Source organism: Pseudomonas tremae, assembly GCF_001401155.1.
GTDB classification, from domain to species: domain Bacteria; phylum Pseudomonadota; class Gammaproteobacteria; order Pseudomonadales; family Pseudomonadaceae; genus Aquipseudomonas; species Aquipseudomonas tremae.
The window spans coordinates 15212-37294 of record NZ_LJRO01000117.1; the positions used below are offsets into that span (position 1 = coordinate 15212).

At 59.7% G+C, this 22083-nt stretch carries 23 protein-coding genes; 6 read left to right on the forward strand and 17 right to left on the reverse strand.

What is annotated here, in order from left to right:
• Positions 1-62: 62 nt before the first annotated feature.
• From pdeM to ALO43_RS28495, 11 genes are all read right to left on the reverse strand, one after another.
• Complete coding sequence (gene pdeM, locus ALO43_RS08680; RefSeq protein WP_053931456.1) at positions 63-719, reverse strand: ligase-associated DNA damage response endonuclease PdeM; 657 nt, start codon at positions 717-719, stop codon at positions 63-65.
• Complete coding sequence (locus ALO43_RS08685) at positions 716-3208, reverse strand: ligase-associated DNA damage response DEXH box helicase (RefSeq protein WP_054997383.1); 2493 nt, start codon at positions 3206-3208, stop codon at positions 716-718. The genes pdeM and ALO43_RS08685 overlap by 4 nt, the downstream gene beginning before the upstream one ends.
• Before the next feature lie 320 nt (positions 3209-3528).
• Positions 3529-4293, reverse strand: a complete 765-nt coding sequence (locus ALO43_RS08690; protein ID WP_002554833.1) for an ABC transporter ATP-binding protein — start codon at positions 4291-4293, stop codon at positions 3529-3531.
• 9 nt (positions 4294-4302) lie between these two features.
• Positions 4303-5421, reverse strand: a complete 1119-nt coding sequence (locus ALO43_RS08695; RefSeq protein WP_024690240.1) for a succinylglutamate desuccinylase/aspartoacylase family protein — start codon at positions 5419-5421, stop codon at positions 4303-4305.
• A 12-nt stretch (positions 5422-5433) separates the two neighbouring features.
• Positions 5434-6144, reverse strand: coding sequence for an ABC transporter permease (locus ALO43_RS08700; protein ID WP_005889373.1), 711 nt, complete (start codon positions 6142-6144; stop codon positions 5434-5436).
• Positions 6141-6869, reverse strand: a complete 729-nt coding sequence (locus ALO43_RS08705) for an ABC transporter permease (protein WP_054997384.1) — start codon at positions 6867-6869, stop codon at positions 6141-6143. Before ALO43_RS08705 ends, ALO43_RS08700 begins: the two co-directional genes overlap by 4 nt.
• Before the next feature lie 79 nt (positions 6870-6948).
• Positions 6949-7731, reverse strand: coding sequence for a transporter substrate-binding domain-containing protein (locus tag ALO43_RS08710; protein WP_005889377.1), 783 nt, complete (start codon positions 7729-7731; stop codon positions 6949-6951).
• A gap of 344 nt (positions 7732-8075) precedes the next feature.
• Positions 8076-9791 carry an ATP-dependent DNA ligase gene (locus ALO43_RS08715; RefSeq protein WP_054997385.1) on the reverse strand — a complete coding sequence of 572 codons (1716 nt, stop codon included), beginning with the start codon at positions 9789-9791 and terminating at the stop codon, positions 8076-8078.
• Positions 9788-10834: a ligase-associated DNA damage response exonuclease gene (locus ALO43_RS08720; protein WP_005889381.1), complete on the reverse strand. Its 1047-nt coding sequence runs from the start codon at positions 10832-10834 to the stop codon at positions 9788-9790. The genes ALO43_RS08715 and ALO43_RS08720 overlap by 4 nt, the downstream gene beginning before the upstream one ends.
• Before the next feature lie 264 nt (positions 10835-11098).
• Positions 11099-13573: a penicillin acylase family protein gene (locus ALO43_RS08725; RefSeq protein ID WP_054997386.1), complete on the reverse strand. Its 2475-nt coding sequence runs from the start codon at positions 13571-13573 to the stop codon at positions 11099-11101.
• A 241-nt stretch (positions 13574-13814) separates the two neighbouring features.
• Positions 13815-14021 carry an SEC-C metal-binding domain-containing protein gene (locus tag ALO43_RS28495; RefSeq protein ID WP_032618888.1) on the reverse strand — a complete coding sequence of 69 codons (207 nt, stop codon included), beginning with the start codon at positions 14019-14021 and terminating at the stop codon, positions 13815-13817.
• Between the two features lie 174 nt (positions 14022-14195).
• Between ALO43_RS28495 and ALO43_RS08735 the strand changes: the two genes are divergently transcribed.
• From ALO43_RS08735 to ALO43_RS08745, 3 genes are all read left to right on the forward strand, one after another.
• A complete protein-coding gene (locus ALO43_RS08735) occupies positions 14196-14849 on the forward strand; it encodes a LexA family protein (RefSeq protein ID WP_005889388.1) in 654 nt (217 codons plus the stop codon).
• Between the two features lie 129 nt (positions 14850-14978).
• Positions 14979-15230, forward strand: a complete 252-nt coding sequence (locus ALO43_RS08740; RefSeq protein ID WP_054997387.1) for a DUF1654 domain-containing protein — start codon at positions 14979-14981, stop codon at positions 15228-15230.
• A 290-nt stretch (positions 15231-15520) separates the two neighbouring features.
• Complete coding sequence (locus ALO43_RS08745; protein WP_005889391.1) at positions 15521-15850, forward strand: hypothetical protein; 330 nt, start codon at positions 15521-15523, stop codon at positions 15848-15850.
• A gap of 8 nt (positions 15851-15858) precedes the next feature.
• On the opposite strand, the gene ALO43_RS08750 is transcribed toward ALO43_RS08745, so the two are convergent.
• On the reverse strand, positions 15859-16353 hold the full coding sequence (locus tag ALO43_RS08750) for an LEA/WHy family protein (RefSeq protein ID WP_005889392.1): 495 nt from the start codon (positions 16351-16353) through the stop codon (positions 15859-15861).
• 113 nt (positions 16354-16466) lie between these two features.
• On the opposite strand from ALO43_RS08750, the gene ALO43_RS08755 reads away from it, so the two are divergent.
• Complete coding sequence (locus ALO43_RS08755; RefSeq protein ID WP_005889393.1) at positions 16467-17018, forward strand: hypothetical protein; 552 nt, start codon at positions 16467-16469, stop codon at positions 17016-17018.
• A 45-nt stretch (positions 17019-17063) separates the two neighbouring features.
• Here the strand turns inward: ALO43_RS08755 and ALO43_RS08760 are convergent, their stop codons facing one another.
• Both ALO43_RS08760 and ALO43_RS08765 read right to left on the reverse strand, forming a co-directional pair.
• Entirely contained in the window at positions 17064-17537 is a 474-nt protein-coding gene (locus ALO43_RS08760; protein ID WP_005889394.1) for a YchJ family protein, read from the reverse strand.
• Positions 17538-17540: 3 nt separating this feature from the next.
• A complete protein-coding gene (locus tag ALO43_RS08765; protein ID WP_054997388.1) occupies positions 17541-18038 on the reverse strand; it encodes a DUF6231 family protein in 498 nt (165 codons plus the stop codon).
• Between the two features lie 217 nt (positions 18039-18255).
• On the opposite strand from ALO43_RS08765, the gene ALO43_RS08770 reads away from it, so the two are divergent.
• Positions 18256-18531 carry a DUF1145 domain-containing protein gene (locus tag ALO43_RS08770; protein WP_024669256.1) on the forward strand — a complete coding sequence of 92 codons (276 nt, stop codon included), beginning with the start codon at positions 18256-18258 and terminating at the stop codon, positions 18529-18531.
• The gene (locus ALO43_RS08775; RefSeq protein ID WP_024669257.1) at positions 18524-19282 is read left to right on the forward strand and encodes a hypothetical protein; all 759 of its coding nucleotides are present in this window, start codon (positions 18524-18526) and stop codon (positions 19280-19282) included. The genes ALO43_RS08770 and ALO43_RS08775 overlap by 8 nt, the downstream gene beginning before the upstream one ends.
• A gap of 66 nt (positions 19283-19348) precedes the next feature.
• On the opposite strand, the gene ALO43_RS08780 is transcribed toward ALO43_RS08775, so the two are convergent.
• The 3 genes from ALO43_RS08780 to ALO43_RS08790 all read right to left on the reverse strand — a co-directional run bounded on the left by ALO43_RS08780 (position 19349) and on the right by ALO43_RS08790 (position 22016).
• The gene (locus tag ALO43_RS08780; RefSeq protein ID WP_024669258.1) at positions 19349-20371 is read right to left on the reverse strand and encodes a purine-nucleoside phosphorylase; all 1023 of its coding nucleotides are present in this window, start codon (positions 20369-20371) and stop codon (positions 19349-19351) included.
• Positions 20372-20397: 26 nt separating this feature from the next.
• Complete coding sequence (locus ALO43_RS08785; protein WP_005889423.1) at positions 20398-21357, reverse strand: nucleoside-specific channel-forming protein Tsx; 960 nt, start codon at positions 21355-21357, stop codon at positions 20398-20400.
• A gap of 194 nt (positions 21358-21551) precedes the next feature.
• The gene (locus ALO43_RS08790; protein ID WP_005889425.1) at positions 21552-22016 is read right to left on the reverse strand and encodes a CopD family protein; all 465 of its coding nucleotides are present in this window, start codon (positions 22014-22016) and stop codon (positions 21552-21554) included.
• Between the last annotated feature and the right edge of the window lie 67 nt (positions 22017-22083).

The following is a 22083-nucleotide window of genomic DNA, read 5'->3' on the forward strand; positions in this document are numbered from 1 at the left end:
GCTTCCTGTTTCGGGGAGCGGGCGTTTTCACGTCTGCTTTCTGTGCTTTGGTCCAACGGCAGTCAGACCACGCGCCACACAGCATCGCCACCGGTGACATAGACTTGGGTGTTTTCCATCGGCTGAATACGAAACCCGCCGGTGAACTCGCCAAAGGCGGGCAACAGGCTGACGCGTTGACCGAGGTAGAAGCACGCCAGGCGCAGGCTTTGTCGGCCTCGACCATGTAACCGGTAGACGGGATGAACGTGGCCGGCCAGCACGTGAAGCGTGGGATGCGGGTCAGGTTCATGCTGCAGCGCAAAAGGACCGAGTACCAAGGGTTCGGCGACCACATCTATCCCCAGGTAAGCCGGTGGATCTCCCGCCCGTTTGTCATGGTTGCCGCGAATCAGGGTGATCTTCAACGTCGAGCGCTCTGCGCGCCATTGCTCCAGTGCGGCGAGTGTGCCGGCAGCGTGTGATTCCGGGGCGTGCAGGAAGTCTCCGAGAAAAATCAGCTGATCACAGGCGTAGGTGTTCAGCAGGGTGTCCAGCCGCCGCAGGTTGGTCTGTGTGGTGCCATGCGGCACTGGCTGACCCAGCTTGCGGTAGGCCGCCGCTTTACCGAAGTGCGCGTCGGCGATCAGCAGCGTTCGCTCGGCGGGGTAGTAAATGGCCTTGTCAGCCAGCAGCCATAGTTCTTCTCCTGCCAACGTGACAGGCAGATACGGCTTCATTGCTCATGCTCCGGGCCTGCGGCTTTTTCAAGGTCGCGGACCATACGTGCGATGCGGTCGGCAAGTTTTTCCGAGCTGAGACTTTCGCGAAAACGTTCGACCAGCAGCGGAAAAGCCAGAGGCGTGGCGCGCTTGATCGCATGCAGGTCCAGCCTGCGGCTATTGATCTGGCGCAGCGTCAGTTCAAGGCGTTGCAGATCCAGTTCCTGGCGCAGCACTTCCTGCTCGGCCTGAGTCAACAGCATATTGTCAGCGTCGTATTGCTTGAAGACCTCAAAAAACAGCCCGCTGGATGCCTGAAGCTGACGATTGCTTTTGGCTGCACCAGGATAACCGGAAAACACCAGGCCCGAGATCCGGGCGATTTCGCGAAACCGCCGCAACGCCAGTTCGCCCGCATTCAGGCTGGCAATGATGTCGGCCAGCAGGTCCTTTTCGCTAAACAAGACGGCCTGTAATGCTTCGGCCCAGTCAATCTCGCTGGCACTGAGCAGTTCCAGGCCGTAGTCGTTGACCGCGATGGAAAAGGTCAGTGGTCGATGGCGACTCAAGCGCCATGCCAGCAGGCTGCCCAACCCCAGATGAACATGTCGGCCAGCGAACGGGTACAGAAAAAGGTGCCAGCCTTCGCGAGACTTCAGCGTTTCGGCCAGCAATGTGTCGCGTCGCGGCAGGCCGGACCACTGCTGCTGCACCTCCAGCAGCGGTTTGATGGCCTGCATTTCCGGGCTGTTGAAATCACCATGGGCGGCGGCATCGAATTTTTCCACCACCGCATCCGCCAGCTCGCTGGACAGGGGCATTCGTCCGCCATTCCAGCGAGGTACGGCGGCTTTCTTGCCAGTGGCCTTTTTGACGTACGCGGTCATGTTTTCCACGCGGACCAACTCCAGCAGGCGGCCGCCAAACAGAAATCCGTCACCGGGTTTGAGCCTGGCGATAAAGCCTTCCTCCACGCTGCCCAGCGAGCCGCCACCGCCGCCTTTTTTCCAGTACTTCAGGTTTACAGTGGCTTCGCTGACAATTGTCCCGACGCTCATGCGATGGCGGCGCGCCAGGCGTGCATCCGGCACTCGCCAGATACCGAGCTCGTCCGGTTCGGCGCGGCGGTAGTCGGGGTAGGCGGTGAGGGAGTGACCGCCGTTGCGCACGAATGCCAGCGCCCACTGCCATTGCTCGTCGCTCAGGTCGCGGTAAGCCCAGGCGCTGCGCACCTCGGCCAGCAAATCATCGGGAAGGAAGCCGCCGCCCAGCGCGATGCTGACCAGGTGCTGGACCAACACGTCCAGCGGTTGGTGTGGCGACTCGCGCGGCTCGATCATCCTGGCGGCGACCGCATCATGGGCGGCAGCGGCTTCGACCAGTTCCAGGCTGTGCGTCGGCACCAGCGTCACGCGAGAAGGGCGACCTGGCGCATGGCCCGAGCGTCCGGCACGCTGCATCAGGCGCGCGACACCTTTGGGTGAGCCGATCTGCAGCACACGCTCGACCGGCAGAAAATCCACGCCAAGGTCCAGGCTGGAGGTACACACCACGGCCTTGAGCGCACCTTCTTTCAAGGCGCGCTCGACCCAGTCACGGACTTCCCGGGCCAGCGACCCATGATGCAGAGCTATCAGCCCGGCCCAGTCGGGACGTGCTTCGAGCAGCGCCTGATACCAGATTTCCGATTGCGCGCGGGTATTGGTGAAGACCAGGCAACTGGCGCTGCTGTCCACCTCCGCGACGACTTGCGGCAACATGCGCAGGCCCATGTGCCCGGCCCACGGGAAGCGTTCGATGGAGGGCGGCAACAGCGTATCGACCTGCAAGTCCTTGACGATCTTGCCTTGCACGGTCATGCCGCCTTCGCCGATCAGCACCTGTTGCGCATGCTCCTGGTTGCCCAGCGTGGCGGAAATACCCCAGACAATCAGTTGCGGGTTCCAGTGGCGCAAGCGGGCCAGCGCCAGTTGTAACTGGACGCCGCGCTTGTTACCGATCAGTTCGTGCCATTCGTCCACCACCACCATTTTCAGCGTCGACAGGGCGGCCTGCGCATCGGCGCGGGTGAGCAACAGCGTCAGGCTTTCTGGCGTGGTAATCAGTGCCGTGGGCAGGCGTCGTCTTTGACGAGCACGCTCGCTGCCACTGGTGTCGCCGGTTCGCAGCCCCACCGACCACGGAATATCCAGCTCGGCCAGGGGCGCCTCAAGGGCGCGGGCGGTATCGGCTGCCAGCGCACGCATGGGGGTTATCCACATGACGCTCAGAGGGGCGGCGGGCGGTTTGCGTTTGCGGGGTATTTTATCGGCGGTAAGGGTATTGGCTTTGGCAAATCGATTGAGGGCAGCAAACCACACAGCGTAGGTCTTGCCCGAGCCTGTGCTGGCATGCAACAGGCCGGACTCTCCCTTCTTCACCGCCGCCCAGACTTCCTTCTGAAACGCGAACGGCTTCCAGCCTCGGCCGAGAAACCATCGTTTGGCGAAATCGGTGGGTCTGCTCATCCGTTTGCGTGTGCTCTGAGTGGCGTTAAGTCAGAGACAGCTAAGAAAGGGTAATAGTTTTAAATGGTTATGGGGCTCTCCCAGGATGCAGGCGCGGACCAGGCGACGCTTCGCCTGTCCGCGATATTTAATGTGGGAGCGGACTTGTCCGCGAACTGCCGGGAACCGGCAGTAAAACCAGCCGCCTTGGTGTACCAGACACGGCCGAGGTAGCAGGTTTCAGGGCGGCTTCGCAAGCCCATCGCGGACAAGTCCGCTCCTACGCCTTGCGGGCAGAAGCTCGTGTTTCTTGCTCTTGGCGCTTTACACAACAACCCGCGTTATTTCAGATTGCCACTCAAAAACTGCTGCAGACGCTCGCTTTTCGGGTTGTTGAGCACCTCGTCCGGGTGGCCGGATTCTTCGATCTGACCCTGATGCAGGAACACTACCTGACTGGCGACCTTGCGCGCAAAGCCCATCTCGTGGGTGACCAGAATCATGGTCCGGCCTTCTTCGGCCAGGCCTTGAATGACTTTCAGCACTTCACCGACCAGTTCCGGATCGAGCGCCGAAGTCGGCTCGTCGAACAGCATTATTTCCGGTTCCATCGCCAGCGCACGGGCAATGGCCACGCGCTGTTGCTGACCGCCGGACAGGAAAGCCGGGTATTGATCGGCAACACGCTCTGGCAAACCGACTTTTTCCAGGTACTTACGCGCGCGGGCTTCGGCTTCGGCCTTGGGTACGCCCAGCACCCGGCGCGGCGCCATGGTGATGTTTTCCAGCACGGTCATGTGCGCCCACAGGTTGAAGTGCTGAAACACCATCGCCAGACGCGTACGGATACGTTGCAATTCATCCGCGTCGGCCACGCGCATGCCGTCCTTGTCGCTGACCATGCGCACTTGCTTGCCATCCAGGCTCATGGCCCCGTCATTGGGCTGTTCAAGAAAGTTGATACAGCGCAAAAACGTGCTCTTGCCCGAGCCGCTGGCCCCGATCAGACAGATCACGTCACCGCTGCTGGCCTTGAGCGATACGCCTTTGAGCACTTTGTTGTCGCCATAGCTTTTGTGCAGGCCATCGATGGTCAGTTTGTACATGACAGGTCCTCAAGGAGAAAGTAGGTAGCCGCTGCGATAGGCCCGGGTGCCAGCAATATGGGCGATGACCATGCCCGCCGTCGCCATACGGCGTAGCGAGCGTGCATACAGCAGGCCAGCGTTCAGGGCCCGGATGCTGGTCACGGCGTCGCTGATCGGGTCGATGACCTCGGCAATCAACTGGCCGGCCTCGACGTATTCGCCGGGTAACGCGCAGAACACCAGCAGGCCGCCCACCGGCGTGGCGACCGGTTCGACCGCTGCCAGGGGCGTCGCAGGGTAAAGCAATTCAGGAAGTGGCGAGGGTTCGCCGTCGATGACACCCGCGTCGATCAGGTAATGAATGATCGCCTGACAGTCGCGGCTGGCGAGGGCATGGCTGACATCGCCCTGGCCGCGTAGCTCCAGCGTCACCGAAAAACTGCCCATTGGTATTGGAAACCGTTCGCCAAAACGTTGCTGCAGTTGCCACCAGACCAGTGTGAAGCATTCGTCGAACGACTGACCACCCGAGTCGGTGGCCAGCAGACTGGCCTGCGCGCCCAGATAACGCGACAGCGCCTCGACTTTCGGCCAAGCCTCGGGCGTGGTGTACAGGTGCTCCACCGATTCGAAATCACAGTGCAGGTCGAGCACCACGTCAGCGTCGCAAGCCAGCCTTTGCAGTGTCAGGCGTAGCGATTCCAGCTGAGTTGCCGGGGTCAGAGCATTCAAGGCCGTCAGCAGGCTTTCACGTACAAGAGTAAGGTTCTGCCCTGCGTCGGCGGTCAGTCGGGCTTCGATATCATCACCGACCTGCGCGCCAAGGTCGCTGAAGCCGCGATTGAAATTCTGCCCGCTCTCCAGCTCGTAACGGCCCAGCGGCGTGTCCATCAGCACCTGTTCCAGGCCGATCGGATTGGCGACGGGCACCACGACGATCTCCCCCAGCAGGCGCCCGGCATTTTCCAGCTCGGCCAGACGCTGTTTAAGGTACCAGGCAACCAGCATTCCCGGCAGCTCGTCGGCGTGCAGCGAGGCCTGGATATAGACCTTGCCCGAACCCTGGCGCGGCCCGTAATGAAAGCTGTGGATCTGCCGACCCGTACCAGGTACCGGCGACAGCAGCTCATGAGTGTGATGACGCATGTTCAGTCCTGATTAATGGGCCGGGCCGAGAAAGGCCAGCCAGCGGCGCTCGGCAAGGCGGAACAGCCCGACCAGAATGAACGTCACGGTCAGGTACATGGCCGCGGCGATGCCGAACGACTGGAAGGTCATGAATGTTGCGGAGTTGGCATCCCGCGCGACCTTCAATATGTCCGGCACCGTGGCGGTGAAGGCCACAGTGGTCGAGTGCAGCATCAGGATCACTTCGTTGCTGTAATACGGCAGCGAGCGCCGCAGTGCCGAAGGCATGATCACGTAGGTGTAGAGTTTCCACCCGGTCAGACCGTAGGCCTTGGCAGCCTCTACTTCGCCATGGGCCATGCTGCGGATCGCACCGGCGAAGATTTCCGTGGTGTACGCGCACGTGTTCAGCGCAAACGCCAGAATGGTGCAGTTCATTGCATCACGGAAAAAAGCATCCAGAACCGGTTGCTCGCGTACCGCGGCAAGGCTGTAAATACCGGTGTAGCAGATCAGCAGCTGTATATAGAGCGGAGTGCCGCGAAACAGGTAGGTGTAGAACTGCACCGGCCAACGCACCCAGCGCTTTGTCGACACCCGGGCGATGGACAGTGGAATGGACACACAGAAACCGATAGCGATGGACGCACTGAGCAACCACATTGTCATGGCCAGACCGGTGACATTCACGCCGTCTGTATAAAGGAAGGGTTTCCAGTATTCCTGAAGCAATTCGATCATCGCTGTGCCTCCCGACTGCCTGCGGCGTAATGCCGTTCAGCCCAACGCAGGGCAAGGTTCGAGGCGCTGGTGATCATCAGGTAAATCAAGGCTGCGAGTATCAGAAAGTAAAACAGCTGATAGGTACTTTTACCGGCATCCTGCGAAGCTTTGACCAGATCGGCCAGGCCGATGATCGACACCAGCGCAGTGGCCTTGAGCAGCACTTGCCAGTTATTGCTGATGCCCGGCAACGCGTAACGCATCATTTGCGGGAACACGACATAGCGAAACCGCTGGCCACGTTTCAACCCGTAAGCAGTTGCCGCTTCAACCTGGCCGCGCGGCACGGACAGAATCGCGCCGCGAAACGTCTCGGTAAAATAAGCCCCATAAATGAAACCCAGGGTGATGACGCCTGCGCCGAACGGGTTGATCTCGATGTATTCCCATTCCATGGCGTCGGTCAGCATGGTCAGCCAGGTTTGCAGGCTGTAGAAAATCAGCAGCATCAACACCAGGTCCGGTACACCGCGGATCAGTGTTGTGTAAATTTGCGCCGGTATGCGCAACAGCGCAGAACTCGACAGTTTGGCCGTGGCTCCAATCAGCCCGAGTACGATACTCAGCGCGAGCGACAGAACAGCCAGTTTGATGGTCATCCAGGTGCCTTCCAGCAACAGCGGGCCAAAGCCCTTCAGGCTGAGCGCCGAGAGTCCCAGGTTTTGCATGAGTGCATCGAACATGGATAGGCCTTGCATTGCTGACAAAAACGCCCACCGACAGGGCGGCGAATCATCGCCGAAATCGATGGGCGTCGGTGTGTTATTTTCCGCTGTACAGGTTCAGGTCGCCGAAGTGTTTTTTCTGGATTTCGGCGTAGGTGCCGTCATCGTGCATGGCCTTGATGCCTTTATCCAGCAGCGCTTTCAGCTCTTTGTTGCCCTTGGCGATGCCGATGGCGGTCTTGGCTGGCAGCAGTTCGTTGTCGACAGGCTTGCTGACTTCGTAGTCAGCGCCGGCTGGCGACTTCAGGAAACCCAGTTCGGCTTGCAGCATGTCCTGGATCGAGGCGTCCAGACGACCCGAAGTCAGGTCGGCGTAGACCTGATCCTGGTTGGCGTAGGCCTTTGTGGATACGCCTGCCTTGTCCAGTACGGCCTTGGCATAGGCTTCCTGAATGGTGCCCTGCTCATAGCCCACGGTCTTGCCTTTGAGGCTGGCCGGGTCAGCGGTCAGGCCTGCACCTTTCTTGAACACCAGCGAGGTCGGGCCGGAGAACAGTTCATTGGAGAAGTCGATGACTTTCTCGCGGGCCGGGGTCACGGTCATCGAAGAAATAACGCCATCGAATTTACGGGCCTTGAGGCCTGGGATCATGCCGTCGAAGTCGCTTTCAACCCATTTGCAGGTGACTTTCAGCTCTTTACAGATAGCGTTGCCCAGGTCGATATCGAAGCCGACCAGGCTGCCGTCAGCGGCTTTGGATTCGAACGGCGCGTAGGAAGGGTCGACGCCGAAGCGCAGTTCCTTGTACTCCTTGGCCATCGAGTTACCGGCGGCGAGGCACAGAGCCAGTGCAGAAAGAGTGAGCCATGCTTTTTTCATTGTTCAGTCCTTAAAACCTTAAATGGGGCGTTGGGAACACGCGAAGCTTGCTACCGGCAAGTGCCAGACACACAGAAGATAGCAATTTCCGAACCACAGAGACGAACATGCGTTTGAAATGTAAGGCGTTGTCGCTATTTCATATAAACGGCTGGCAATCTGCCGCCTTTGCACGTTTCCAGAGCAGTTAACAGGCGCCTGCTGTGGAGGTAAGTGCTGCAGCCGCTGAGGCGGGGAGGCAGATTAGTAACGAATGGAGAAGGTTTTCAGCGGGTGGGCAAACGAGAGCGGTAATGAGTGTTTCAAAAAGGTGCGCGCAATATGGAGCGCACTTTTCTGGGGCGTCAGTTCAACAGGTCCTGAAGCGTCGCCAGACTGTCAGCTTCGGCAACCGGTTTGTCCTGTCGCCAACGCAACATGCGCGGGAAGCGCACTGCGATACCGCTCTTGTGCCGTTTTGACAACACTATACCCTCGAAACCGAGTTCGAACACCAACGTGGGTGTCACGCTGCTGACCGGCCCGAATTTCTCGACGGTGGTCTTGCGGACTATAGCGTCCACTTTGCGCATTTCTTCGTCAGTCAGCCCCGAGTAAGCCTTGGCGAACGGAACCAGCGTACGCTCGCTGGCATCAGGCGGGCCGTCCCAGACCGCGAAGGTGTAATCGCTGTAAAGGCTGGCGCGCCTCCCATGACCCCGTTGCGCATAAATCAATACGGCATCGACACTTAACGGGTCGATCTTCCACTTCCACCAGACGCCCATGTCCTTGGTACGGCCGACGCCATACAACGAGTCGCGGGCCTTGAGCATCATGCCTTCGACGCCCAGGCTGCGAGAGGCCTCGCGCTGGGTGGCGAGGTCGAGCCAGTCTTTGCCGGTGAGCACCGGGGAGGGCATCAGTACCTCGCTTTGGCAGCTTTCGATCAGGGTTTCCAGTTGGGTGCGACGTTCGTGCTGGGGCCTGCTGCGCCAGTCGTCGCCTTGCCATTCCAGCAGGTCATAAGCGAGCACAACGACCGGCACATCCGCGAGAATCTTCTTGCCCAGGGTCTTGCGGCCAATGCGCTGCTGCAGCAATGCAAAAGGTTGAACCGAGGGCGCCGCCTGCAGGGCTCCACTGTCCAGAGCGAACGCGGTGCCACTGTCAGGAGTGGATTCAGGGCTGGTATCAGGTGCCTTCCAGACTACGATTTCGCCGTCGATCACTGTGCCGTCCGGCAGACACTGCACCAGCGTGTGCAGTTCGGGAAAGCGATCAGTGACCAGTTCCTCACCGCGCGACCATATCCACAGTCTGCCGTCACGTTTGACCAATTGGGCTCTGATCCCGTCCCACTTCCATTCCACCTGCCAGTTTTCGGCAGCACCCAACAGCGTTTCGAACTGATCGGCAGGCTGTTGCAGTGAGTGTGCGAGAAAAAACGGATAGGGCTGGCCGCCGCGCTGGGCGTGCTCATCCTCCGATTCGGGCGCAATCAGTTTCAAATAGCGTTCGGCGCTGGGTCTATGCGACAGGTCGGTATAGCCGACCAGTCGCTGTGCCACACGCTTGCTGTCGATATTGGCCAATGCAGCCAGCGCACGGGTGACCAGCAGCTTGGACACGCCGACCCGGAAGCTGCCGGTGATCAACTTGATGCAGACCATCAGACTGATGCGGTCCAGTTGCGACCAGAACATCGGCAAGCGCGCGGCCAGTTCTTCGGGCGGCAGGCCGCGCAATGGCAACAGCTTGTCCTCCATCCAGATGGCCAGGCCTTCGTCGTTGCTGTGGTCGGCCTGCGGCAGCAGCAATGACAGGGTTTCCGCCAGGTCGCCAACGGCCTGATAGCTTTCTTCGAACAGCCACTCCGGCAGACTGGCCAGCGTCATTGCCTGTTCACGCAGCACGCGGGTCGGCACCAGCTGGCGCGGACGTCCACCTGACAGAAAGTACACCGCCCACGCAGCATCCTCAGGGGCGGCGCTTGCAAAATAGTCATGCATCGCCGCCAGCTTGGCGTTGCTTGATGTAGTGGCGTCCAGCCGGGAATACAGTTCGGCAAAGGCTCTCATGACTGCGCCTCGCCAGTGCCTGGCACTTCAGGCTCGGCGGTGGCCGGATTGCTGTCTTCCTCATCGCCGTATTCAGTGCTGAAGCCCTGAGCATCCAGCCCCAGTTCACGCAGATAGCGCACCAGTATTCCGACCGAACCATGCGTGACCATGACCCGTTCGGCCCCGGTCTGCTCGATGGCCCACAACAGGCCTGGCCAGTCAGCGTGATCGGACAGCACAAAACCACGGTCCACGCCGCGCCGACGTCGAGTGCCGCGCAGCATCATCCACCCGCTGGCAAACGCATCGCTGTACTCGCCGAAGCGCTTCATCCAGCTGCTGCCTCCGGCGGAGGGCGGAGCGAGGATCAGTGCCTGGCGCAGAGCCGGATCGGTCTTTTTGAAGTCGCCGGCGTATTGGGTTTCCGGGATACGGATACCGCCTTCGCGATACACACGGTTCAAGGGCTCGACGGCACCATGGACCAGAATCGGCCCGATCTGTGAGTCGATGCCGTGCAGAATGCGCTGGGCCTTGCCGAAGGAGTAGGCAAACAGCACGCTGGCTTTGCCTTGAGCCGCATTGCCTCGCCACCACTCGTTGATGCCGTCGAAAATCTGCGCCTGTGGTGCCCAGCGATAGATCGGCAGGCCGAAGGTCGATTCAGTGATAAAGGTGTGGCAGCGCACCGGTTCGAACGCCGCGCAGGTGCCATCCGGTTCGACTTTGTAATCTCCTGAAGCAACCCAGACCTCACCTTGGTATTCCAGACGCACTTGCGCTGAACCCAGTACATGACCTGCCGGATGCAGGCTCAGTTTTACGCCGTGGTGGGTGATGGTTTCGCCGTACTCAAGGGTTTGCAGGTTGATGTCCTGACCCAGGCGCGAACGCAGAATCCCTTCGCCGCTGGCGGCTGACAGGTAATGCTGATTGCCGGTGCGGGCGTGATCACCATGAGCATGGGTAATGACCGCTCGCTCCACCGCACGCCACGGATCGATATAGAAATCGCCGGGTGGGCAATACAAACCTTCAGGACGAGCAACGACAAGATCCATGGGGCAACCGTATGGATGGGCTTGTTAGCTATGAGCCGGTGCGGGGAGGGAAAGTTCGGGGAGTTTGCGCGTTCAGGCCCGAGTACGCAGCGAGCCACAGATCTGTGACGCCAAGCATCACACAAGGCATTCCCACGCTGGAGCGTGCGCAACGATATGTGTCCGAATGAACACTATAGGCGCTCGAGTAGACGCTATCGTCCCCACGCTCCAGCGTGGGGACGCATTTCTGGGCGCTCTGCGTCTGATCGTTGGCGCAGAGCTTTACTTGCCCGGCGTCAGTGTCAGGCGTTGTTTGCCATAGCCTTTTTCGTAGTTCTGTTGCTGCACCGGGATCGACATGTATTGCGCTTTCTGCCACGGCTCGATGCTGTTGGCGTAATACGGGCTGGCCGTGTTGCCGGACTGGCCGGTGTTGATCATGCCGGTCATGGGTTCGACCAGACTGAAGTCGACGATCATGCGCAGGCCGGGTGCTACGCGCGTGTCGAAGCCTTTGCCCCACTCGAAGCCGGAAACGTTCAAGGTGGTGTGATCACCGCCCGCTGGCGTGGCGCCACGGTTGAACTCGCCGCCACCCAGTTGCTTGGCCAGCGGGTTGCTGGACGCCCAGTTGTCGCGATGCAGTTTGCCCCACTGCCAGGCTTTGTGATCGCTGCCCAACAAGCTGTCGCCGGTGGTGATGGCGGCCGCCAGACTGCGTGCCAGGATGGCTGGCTTGTCTTCTTTCTGCGGAGTTTTGACGTCGTCCCAGTATGGGCTGTCGTCGCGTCCCAACAAGTGGTCGGCCTGCGGCGAGTACGATGAGCTGGCGTTGGCCACCAATGCCTGCCAGGCAGGGCTGGTTTCCGGACCCAGCTCATCAAGAAAGATCTGTTTGGTGCTTTCCTGCAGGAACAGCTCGTAAAGCGCTGCATCGGCGGAGGCGGCGCTGAGCTTGCTGTCGAACGCCATCAGGCGCGTGAATGCTTCGCGAGCCTTGTTGCGGTCGGCTTCCGGCAGGGCGTCGATGGCCTGCTTGAGTGGCTTGCTCATGCCAGGCGCCTGGAACATGGTCTTGAGTTTTGCCGCAAAGGTCGTGGTCTGGTCGTATTGCATGGCGATGATGCTACGCAGGTCCTGTTTGCCGCCGTTGGCTAGCTCGGCAATCCGCTCGGCGCGTTCCGGGTAGCCCCACGAGTTGGACAGCTGCATGCCATAGCCTTTGGGAATCGTGCGCTGGTTGGCCGCCGCGAGCCAGCCCTGACGCGGGTCCTGATCATACGGATGCAGCATTGAATCGGCGAAACCGTCCCAGTCGTATTTGCCATCCCAGCCTGGCGAAGGCAGCAGGCCCTGGCCTTCACGACGATTCGGGAAGCGGCCCGTCACTTGCCAGCCAATGTTCGAGGCATCGGCGAAGATCATGTTCAGGGTGATGGCGCGAATTTCGCGACTGGTGTCGAACGCTTTTTCCACATTGGGTGCGCGTGACAGATCAAAGAAGGCATCCAGGCTCTTGTCGTCCTTGAAACTCGGCACCTGCAGCGCCAGGCTCAGGCCATTGCCGGGTTGCGTTGCGCTGGCATTGAGCAGTGCGCCGTGACGGGTTTCGTACACGGTTTCGCGAAGCGGGCTGCCGCCTTTGACCATAAAGGTCTCTTGATGCGCGGTGGCAGGCACCCATTTGCCATCAGCTATGTAGGAGACACGATTGCCTTCGCGCTTGATCTTCTCCAGAAACAGGTCCTGATTGTCGCCTTTGACGTTGCTCATGCTCCACGCCAGCTTGCCGTTGAAGCCACTGAGGACCAAAGGCAGGCCCGCAATGGATACGCCGGACACCTGATATTTAGGCGCACGGATCTGCACGAAGCTCCACGCAGAGTTGAGCCCTGCAGGCAATTGCATGTCGCTGGCCAGCAGGCTCTTGCCGTTACGGCTGCGCTGCGGCGCGATGGCCCAGTTGCTCGAAGCCGCGACGCCAAGCATGTTCAGGTCGGAAAGCTGCAAGGCAATCCGGTTCAGATCGTTCAGGCCGGAGATCTGATTATTCAGGTTGAGGCCCTTGAGCTTGTCGGCCTCGGCAAACGGCAGCTCTTCGTCAGGGTAGGTTGGCAGCAGCCAGGCGAGTTTGTCGGCCCCGACTTTCTGCGCCAGCACCAATGATGACAGCTCTTCCTGAAGGTTTACCGACAGGCTGAAGTTGAGCAGGCTGAAGATCAGCGCCGAGTCCTCGGGTTTCCAGTACTCGGGTTTGTAGCCCGAGCTGGCGATGTCGGCCGGCAGCTTGTCGCGATAACGGAACAGGTACGCGTTGACGCCGCGCGCGTAGACATCGAAGAAGCGTTTGAGGCGAGGCGAGGCCGCGTTGTACAGATCGCTGGCATTCTGCTTGAGGTTGACCGAGCGCATCAGGCGGTCGACGTCCAGCGCATCCGGGCCGGCCATTTCCGACAGACGGCCCTGCGCCAGCAGGCGCATGCCGAGCATCTGGCTGATGCGATCACCCGCATGTACGTAACCCAGAGTAAACAGTGCGTCATGGTAAGTGCTGCTTTCAATCAGCGGCATGCCCATGTTGTTGCGGCGCACTGAAACGTTCTGCGCGAGCCCTTTGACGGGAAAAGTGCCGGAAACAGGCAGTACGGTATCAGGATCACCGCTGCCCAACTGGCAGCCGGCAAGGCTCAGGAAACTCGCCGCAGCGGCGGCAGCGCCGAATCGGGGTAGAAAATGACGAAGGGCTGGCGAGGCCATGAGCAAACTCCTGAAGGGGTCACGTACAAAAGCCGCTACGTTAGAGAGCAGTCAGGCAGCACGCAAGCGGCAAGGCTTAGTTTATTTCAGGATTTTGCAGGAGTAGACGCAGTGTGCATATCCCGTCACCTTGCGTTTCTCACGCCGCCATGGGCCACAGCTTCGAAAGTCGGTCGGGCTGACGTGCGTCACAAAGTAAAACGGCCTGCAGGGGCAGGCCGATGTCGAAGCGCTCAGCGCATCATGCGCCGTGGCATTTCTTGAATTTCTTGTCGCTGCCGCATGGGCATGGATCGTTGCGACCCACATCCTTCAGGGCATTGCGCACCGGGTCCTGGTGAGCGTGACCGCAGTTCGGACCATGAACGTGGGCGTGCTGGTGGTCATGATGATCATGGTCGTGATCGTGGTTGCAATCTGGGCCATGAACATGGGCTTGCTGGTTCATCGGGGTACTCCACTGTTAAATCTGCAGTCAATCTGGCGCGCATTATCCCGCAAATCGAAGCGAAGCAGTAAGGGGGCGATCTTTTTCGCGCTGAACGGTTTTTTTTAAGTATGCTTAGTTTCAGGCGGACGATTTCAGCGTCCATGTATTTTTCCAGCGCTGGAGCCCCATCGCATGACCAGACAGGAACGCATCGCCAAGGCCATTGCCGCCAGTGGGATGAGAAAGGGGGAGATTGCCGCGTACTGCGGGGTTGCCAATTCTGCCGTCACGCAATGGATCAGCGGCGAGAGCAAAAGCCTGCGTCCCGAAAACCTCTATGCACTTTCCAGGGCGACCGGCTTCAGGGCCGAATGGCTGGCAATCGGTGAAGGCCCTGAAAAAGAGGAGTTCGACGCCAACGTGGCGATGATCGATCAGCCGAAAATGTCGTTTCGTTATCCGGTCATCAGTTGGGTCTCCGCCGGGTCCTGGGAAGAGGCGGTGCAGCCTTACCCTGACGGGTTCTCCGACCGCTATGAAATTTCCGACTACGACTCCAAGGGGCCAGCATTCTGGCTTGAGGTCAAAGGCGATTCCATGACTGCGCCCACCGGTGTCAGCGTGCCAGAAGGAATGATGATCCTGGTGGACACGGAAGCCGATGTTCAGCCCGGCAAGCTGGTGATCGCCAAGCTGCCCGCCAGCAACGAGGCAACCTTCAAGAAGCTGGTGGAAGACGGTGGTACTCGCTACCTGAAACCGCTCAACCCGGCGTACAAAATGATCGAGTGCGGTGCCGACTGTCGCATTATCGGTGTCGCTGTCAGGATGACCGGCAGGCTGTGAGCCTTGCGGAACAAGGCCTTCAGCGTGTCTCTGAAGAAGCCGCTCCCTAAACTCGTCCTGTATTGCGCTTGCCGATAGCCCGCAGTCGGAATACTGTATTTATATACAGTTATGCGGGAGTTTCATGTCATGGTGGACAGCAATAATTTAGTGCCAGGCACGTCGCGCGCCTATGAAATGATCGGCAGGCGGATACAGCGGCTGGTCTCGGCGCCTGATGTACAGAAGATCCAATGGGTCATCGTGACTCGCCGCGATGACGAACCACAGGAGAGCTGGGAACGCGTACTTCAGGAAATCGAGGAAACCGCCGGTATTCAGTTAGACCGTCAGGCGGACGGTTCCGTGAGGATTGGCTGGCAGCGCTACCTCGACAATTGAGGCAGGCGCCCTGACGTGACCCTTGCTTGCGTCATTGAGTCCGAGGGCGCAGTGACCGTTCAGCGGTCTGCAATTGATCAGTATTTTAAGTATGCTTAAATATACTCATTCCTGCGTTACCCTGCCCATTATCGATCACACCTCTCGCAAGGAAGCGACCCGGGTCAGGGCGGCCCACGTTTCAGACCGGACGATCTCCATTCCCCACGGTCCTGTCGGCTGCTCGTCAGGCCCATATACCCGGGTTTCTGTGTTCTTGAACGGCTGTTATCTCTTGCGGAGGCAGGCTGATGGATCTCTTGAATGGTTTTGTAGACCGTGGCGAATGGCTGGTGGCCGGCCTGGTGGGCGCGATCATCTCTGGCTGGTGGCACAAGGCAGGCTTGCTCGACTGGCGTGCCTGGATGGTTTTCCTGCTAACGGGCGTTGCCTGTGCGGTGTTCCTGACCGGCATTGCCAGCGACTACCTCGGCGTCGCAGAGCCGCGCAATATCACCGGCGTGGGTTTTCTGCTGGGCTCGTTCGGTGGGGCATTGATCAGCGCAATCAACCGGGCGTTGTGGGCGGCGGATTTCTGGAAGTTCCTGATGGAGCTGATCAAGGGCCGACTGGGCGGGTGATGAGCCAGTCAGCGGCGATCCTTGATCAGGTCGCCGGGAATGACGTCGCCCGAGCGCAAGATGCGCACATTGTTGTGAAACAGAATACCGGTCTTGAGTTTGCCCTCAAGCTGATAATGGATGGGCTGATCAGGCTTTTTCAGCAACTTTGCGATGTACCTGGCGTGCTGCCAAAGGTTGGTCCGCACCGAGATCAACAGAGTTTTGCGGCTGTCGCCTTCCACGAAAAACCAGTCGCTGGATTTGCCCTCGGCCAGCATCGCCTCGTTCAGCATGATCTTATAATTGAGCCCTCGCACCAGCAGACGCGAGTCATTCGGGTTGTCGACCTCAAAGTACAGCCTGAAATCCTGATGCGTCAGCCTGGCCTTTATGACCTCGACTTTCACCAGATGCACTTCCGGGTCCTTGAGACTGTCAAAGCTCAGTAACGAGCATCCGCTCAAGCTGAACATGACCAGCGCAAGGCTCAGGATTCTTGTAATGTGCGCCTGAAAAAACATGGATGTGCTCCGTTTGAAGCCCGAGTCTAACAACTCGGTGCTCACGGGTAACGCGCTTGTTGCGTGCTCTGACGCTACGCCATACTTTTATTGACGTGCTTATCGGTGTCTCCATGAATGCCTACGAAATAGTCTTCAGCGCTGAACTGGTCGCTGGAGCCCAGCCCGAGAAGGTCAGGGCCAACCTCGCCAAGCTGTTCCAGGCGGACGCTGAACGCCTGGAATTGCTGTTTTCGGGACGTCGACTGGTGTTGAAAAACAACCTCGATGCGGCGACCGCCGAAAAATACCGCGCCACCCTGGAACGTGCCGGTGCGCGGGTTTACGTTCTGGAAATGAATGCTCTGCCGCCGATGGAAGAGGTCGAGCTGGCGCCGCCGCCTGATGCGCCTACCTGGCTGCGCAAGTCTACGGTCACTCAGGCGCGCCTGCAGATCAAGCCGCGGGATGTTTACATGGCGGCGTTTGCAGACGTCGATGCCCCTGACTATTCGGTGGCCGAGGCCGGGGTCGATCTGCTGCCTGCAAAGCTGCAGCCGGCTGGACCCTCGCTGGACCTTTCCCGGTTGAGTCTGGCCCCGGTGGGCAGCGACATGGGGCAGGCCGACACGCCCGAGCCTGACGCCGCCCCTGACACCTCGCACCTGCGCATTATCCCGGAATGACCTCTGTTACTTGCACCAACCAATGAACCCGGCCCGCTGTGCAGCTCACGCCACGTAGGCCGAGCAGCATTTCTTGAATTTCTGTTCACTGCCGCACGGGCAGGCGTCGTTGCGGCTGGCGTTGAGCGGGACTGTTGAGTCGATGAAGTACCAACGGCCCTGATTCTGTACAAATGACGAGCGCTCCTTATGGCTGTGCTCGCCATTGCCATCGTGCCAGCGGGCTGTGAAGGTCACGAATGCGTGTTCCGGCTTGCCGCCAAATACCTCTGCACTTTCCACCTCAAGCCCCAGCCAGGTGCTTTGTGCACTCCATTGAGCGATGGCTTCGCGGTCCAGCGCGGCTTGTTGTACTGGCAGGGTGGTCTGCACCAGATAATCGGTAAGCCCCAGCACATAGGCACTGTAGCGTGAGCGCATCAGTTTTTCCGCGCTTGGCGCAGGCTGACCCGCGTGATGGTGGCCACAACAGGCCAGCAACAGATCGCCGCTGCCGCATGGGCAAATAGCACTACTCATGATTCACCACCAGTATTTTCCAAAATTTTCCGGGTTGGCCCAGAATTTTGCGTTCAGCCAATCGGGCACCTGTTTATATTCGCGCAGGTCGTAGGTGAACAGGTTCAGCACCTGATCATCGCGGGCGAAGCACTCGCTGGACTGCAGGGCCAGCGCATAGAAGTCGGTCTCCCGCCAGCCGCAGGCCTTCAGGTCGGCCAGAACCGCGATGCGGCTGGCGTTCAGGTTGCGGATGCCGCCCAGCAGTTCCAGCGCGGTCTGCTTGGGAATATGCTCAAGACAATCGACCACCAGTGCCAAGTCAAAACGCTGCGCGGCAAGGTGAGCAGGCAGCGTGCCAGGTTCGGCCAGCGACACTTCGGTCTGCGGATGCGCCTCCTGAAAGGCCTGCAGTGCAGGAAATGCCTGCGTTCCGATCAGCAGCAGACGCTCTGGCGCGTACCGGTCGAGCAGGGCGGCCAGCGCTTGCTGTGGGGTGCGAGTGGAATAGCCGACGGTCATCGAAAGTCCTCTGGTTGGTTGACAAGACTAGCCTGCCGGACCGCCTCTGAACAGCCGCCGGCATAAGGCCTGACGCTCCCTGAACAATGAGAATGCTCCATGCTCGATCTTTTTCAATACACTGCTGGCATATTCGCTGAACAGCACGTCTACTGTGCGGCGACGAAAAGCGTGCGCAGACTTTGCTTTCGGAACGGATCATGACAAGGGGCAGGCGATGAAGGTGTTTTGGGGGCTGGGAAAGCTGTTGATGCTGGGCTTCTGGCTGGTGGTACTGGCCAATGCGCTGTTTGAAGCGCCCAGCCCGTTCGGCGTGATGATCGACATGGCGGGCGCGGTCCTGCTGCTGACTCATCTGCTGGAACTGATTCTGTTCAACGGCAGCCTGCGCGGTCGCAAGCACCCGTGGCGGGACCGAGGCAAAATCATTCTGTTCGGCATCTTCCATCTGCAATCCATCAGCCGTTCGGCTTCGGGGCACTCTCATGCGTAATCTCGTTCTGCTCGCGGCACTGTTCAGCCCTCTGGCGATGGCCCAGGCAATCATTGTTGCGCCGCACTCGCTCATGCGTTTGCCCGGCAACAGCAGTGTTCTGCAGCTGGATCGTCTTGAGGTGTCCGATTACGGCACCTTGCTGATCCCGGCCAATATCGACGATGTGAAGATCGGCGAGCTGGTATTGGGGCACGAAGCGCGCATTGCCATCGTTCCAGGTGTGCAGGCCTTTAATCTGGTGGTGGTACGCGGCAACTTCGGCACCGGCAGCCAGATCACGGCGCGCGGCGCACCGGGCACGTTTGAAAAAACGGCGCTGCCTGGACGCAACCTGACGCTGCGGCTGCAAAACCTGGATGCGGAAGAATTATCGATCGACGCGCGCGGCGGAGCGGGCAGCCCGGGGTATGTCGGTCTTGATGGCGGCACCGGCGAAGCACCGGGTTGCACCTGGGGTCAGGCCGGGCGTGGTCATGACGGTCAAAACGGTAGCACTGGCCGTGACGGGGCCGCTGGCGCTCAGGTCCGGCTGGAGTTGCCGCAGAGCTTTCCGGCTGATCGCATCAAGGTGAATGTGGCGGGCGGCGCGCCGGGCAAAGGCGGCGAGGGTGGCAAGGCCGGCAAAGGCGGTGCGTCCAAGGGCTGCTTCGTTTACCGCGCAGATGGCGGCAAGGCGGGTAAAGAAGGCGAGCCTGGCCAGCCGGGCGTTGCCGGTCCTGCGGGCTCGTTGCTTCTGCAGCGCCTGTAAACCTCTATACACCTTCCGGAGCTGGCGCGAGGCTGTGCTCCGGACAGTCGTCATTGCATAACGGTTTTACTGCGGTACGCCTTTTTCCCAATTCTTCCAGTCGCCGACAATTGCCTGCACCAGCGGGTTGCCGGTGCGGTACAGGTTTTCCAGTGCTGGCACGAATGCACCCTGATCGGCGTACTTGAGCAGGTTGTCCACTTCGCTGTAACCCGGATACGGACGATCGAAGTCGGAGCCGGCGCGCACCACCGCCAGGCGGTTGACGTCGACCTTGCCAGCCTTGCTGGCTCGCAATAGCGCTTCGTACGTGGAGTTGTCCTCCTGCTGGGTGGTGCAGTACTCACCTTTGCCGTCTGTCAGCAGTTTGGTCCAGACCTCTGCCCGCTCGCTCAAGCGCGTCCCTGAAAACCAGGTATTGCCGGCCACGGTGTCACATTGGGTAACCTGTGGCGGCTGATTGGCCGGTGCGTAGGGGTATTTGACGCGCCACGCCGCCGATTCCTTGCTCTCGCTGAGTGCAACCTTTTGCGACAGCGCGAACGCCTTGGCCTGAAGCTTTGGGTTCAGTTCGAAGACTTCGGTCTTGTAATCCAGCGGTGGTTTCTCGTTCGGGCCTTTGGTGTTGATGCCCAAGTAGCCGGTCGGCCAGTCCTTGGGCACGTCGCGCGAATCGATTTCCCATTGGGTGCCGAACTCCACCAGGTAATGCGCCCAAGCGGTGGTGCCCAGAGAGCCGTAATGCGGGTTGATCCCGGCAATACCGGCGACGATGAAGTAGGTTTTGCGCAGGTCGAACTGCGGTGACAGCGCCAGCGCCAGAGTCGAGGCTGCGGCGTTGGTCTGGCCCATGCCGGTGACCAGCAGACAGACATCCTGATCGTTGCAGCGGATGGCCGGGTATTCGGCGGCAAGGCCCGGCACCTGGATTTCCTTGGTCAGGTGCAGGCGATCAATCCAGTTCTGCGCCTCGGGGGCGAACATGGCTACCAGCATGACCTTGGGCGTAACGGGGGCGGCGGCCGCCCAGATGCCAGGGCTGAGCAGGGCCAGCGTGGCGCAGAGTGCATTACGGGTGATGTGTTTCATGAAAACTCCTGTCGTCAAAGTCATGATCAGAACTGATAGCCCACGCCAGCGTAGTAACCCCAGCCGTCCGAGCGGGCGCGGAAGTTGCCTTCGCCGAAGTTAAGTTCGCTACCGTCTTCCCAATTGCCGCCGTTATGGAAATAACGCCCTACCAGCGTGAAGCGAAGGTGAGTGAAAGCGTAGAGCAGCACGTTGGTGGCCACCGTTGAATTGCCTGTACGAGCCGGATCGTTCTTGAGGTCCGAGCCGAAGTCGAAATTGGTGAAGCCTATGTAGGTCAGCGAAGCGCCGTTGTCGAACTTGCTGATCGGCACAATGTATTTGAGCTGGGCACGATAGCCGTCCCACGAATATTCATTGCTGGCGCCATAGTTTTCCCACTGGTAGCGACCGTACAGGTTGGCCGACAGATTGACCCGCGAGTGCGTGTCGATGTCAGTACCGAAACCGCTGTACAGCGTGTTCGCACGGTTGGCCGAGTTGCTGCCGTGGTCGTAGATCCAGTCGAACGCAACGTACCATTCCTTGAACGGCCCTACGGCCAGGCTGCGTCCTGCCAGGTAGTCGATGGAGATGCGCGGTTCGTGTTCCATGAACAGCGGCGAGCCATGATCCCAGACGCCTTTGTCATTATCATTGCCGATGCCGAGGATCTTCGGCACGTCCACATAGCCGTACAGTTCAAACGGCCCCTTGCGGCCGAAGTACTCGTATTCCAGATAGATGTCATCGTTGGGCTTGGGGCCGAAGCTGATGTCCTTGCTTCCGATCAGCGTCAGGTCCTGATTGAACCAGTCTGAAAAGTACGCGCCTTTGCCTTCCTTGGGCGAGGCTGGCGGGCTCAGCGCCTCGCCCTGAGCGGAGTCTTCCGGCGCCGCAGGCTGAGCCTGTGCAGCGGAACAGAGCAATGTGGCGGCTGCCGCGAGCAGCAGGGGCGTCAGGATGTTGCAGGGTGCTGCGGGCTGGATGAAAAACTGCTTTGGCATTGAAGCTCCTTTTTATGATCACGTACTGCTGGCCGCGTACTGCTGATCGCAAACGTTTGCACAGCTCATGCCAAAGTGTTTCAAGATGTTGAATGTGCTGATTATCAGCCCGAGAAGATGACCGAACGGCCAGGAAACTGCTCGCAAGCTGTGCGCGATGTCACCTCCAGTGCCCCGTGATGTTCCGTTTCGTCTCAGAAGCCCGGACGAGCAGCAGCAAGCGCGACAACCGCCAGGCCGATGGTCAGGTTGATAGCGACCAGCCTGCGGATATTGCCCAGTGCCGCTGCACCTTCTGGCCATTGCTCCGCTTCCACGGCCCGACGCAGTTCCGGCAACTGCAATGAGTGGATCCGAAGAAACAGCGCGACCATCACGACGTACAACCCCATCATGAGTTGCACATAGCGCGGCGCGGTTTCAAAGCCGGTGAAGTTGAGCTGGATCATGCCGATACCGGTGATCGGCAATACTACGATGGTTGCCCAGACCCACATGAAGAAGCGCGGAAACACCTGGACCCACAGTTTCAAACGGGCCGGGCCTTCAAGTGCTGCAATGACTGCTGGGCGCAATACCATCCAGGCGAAAAACATGCCGCCAACCCAGATCAGGGCAGCCAGCACATGCAGCGTATAAACAGTAGAAAAAGCGGTCATCGGACACTCCGTTCTGCGCGGATGGATTTAGCGCGCTATCATAGCGCCGACTCAGAACCACTGAGAA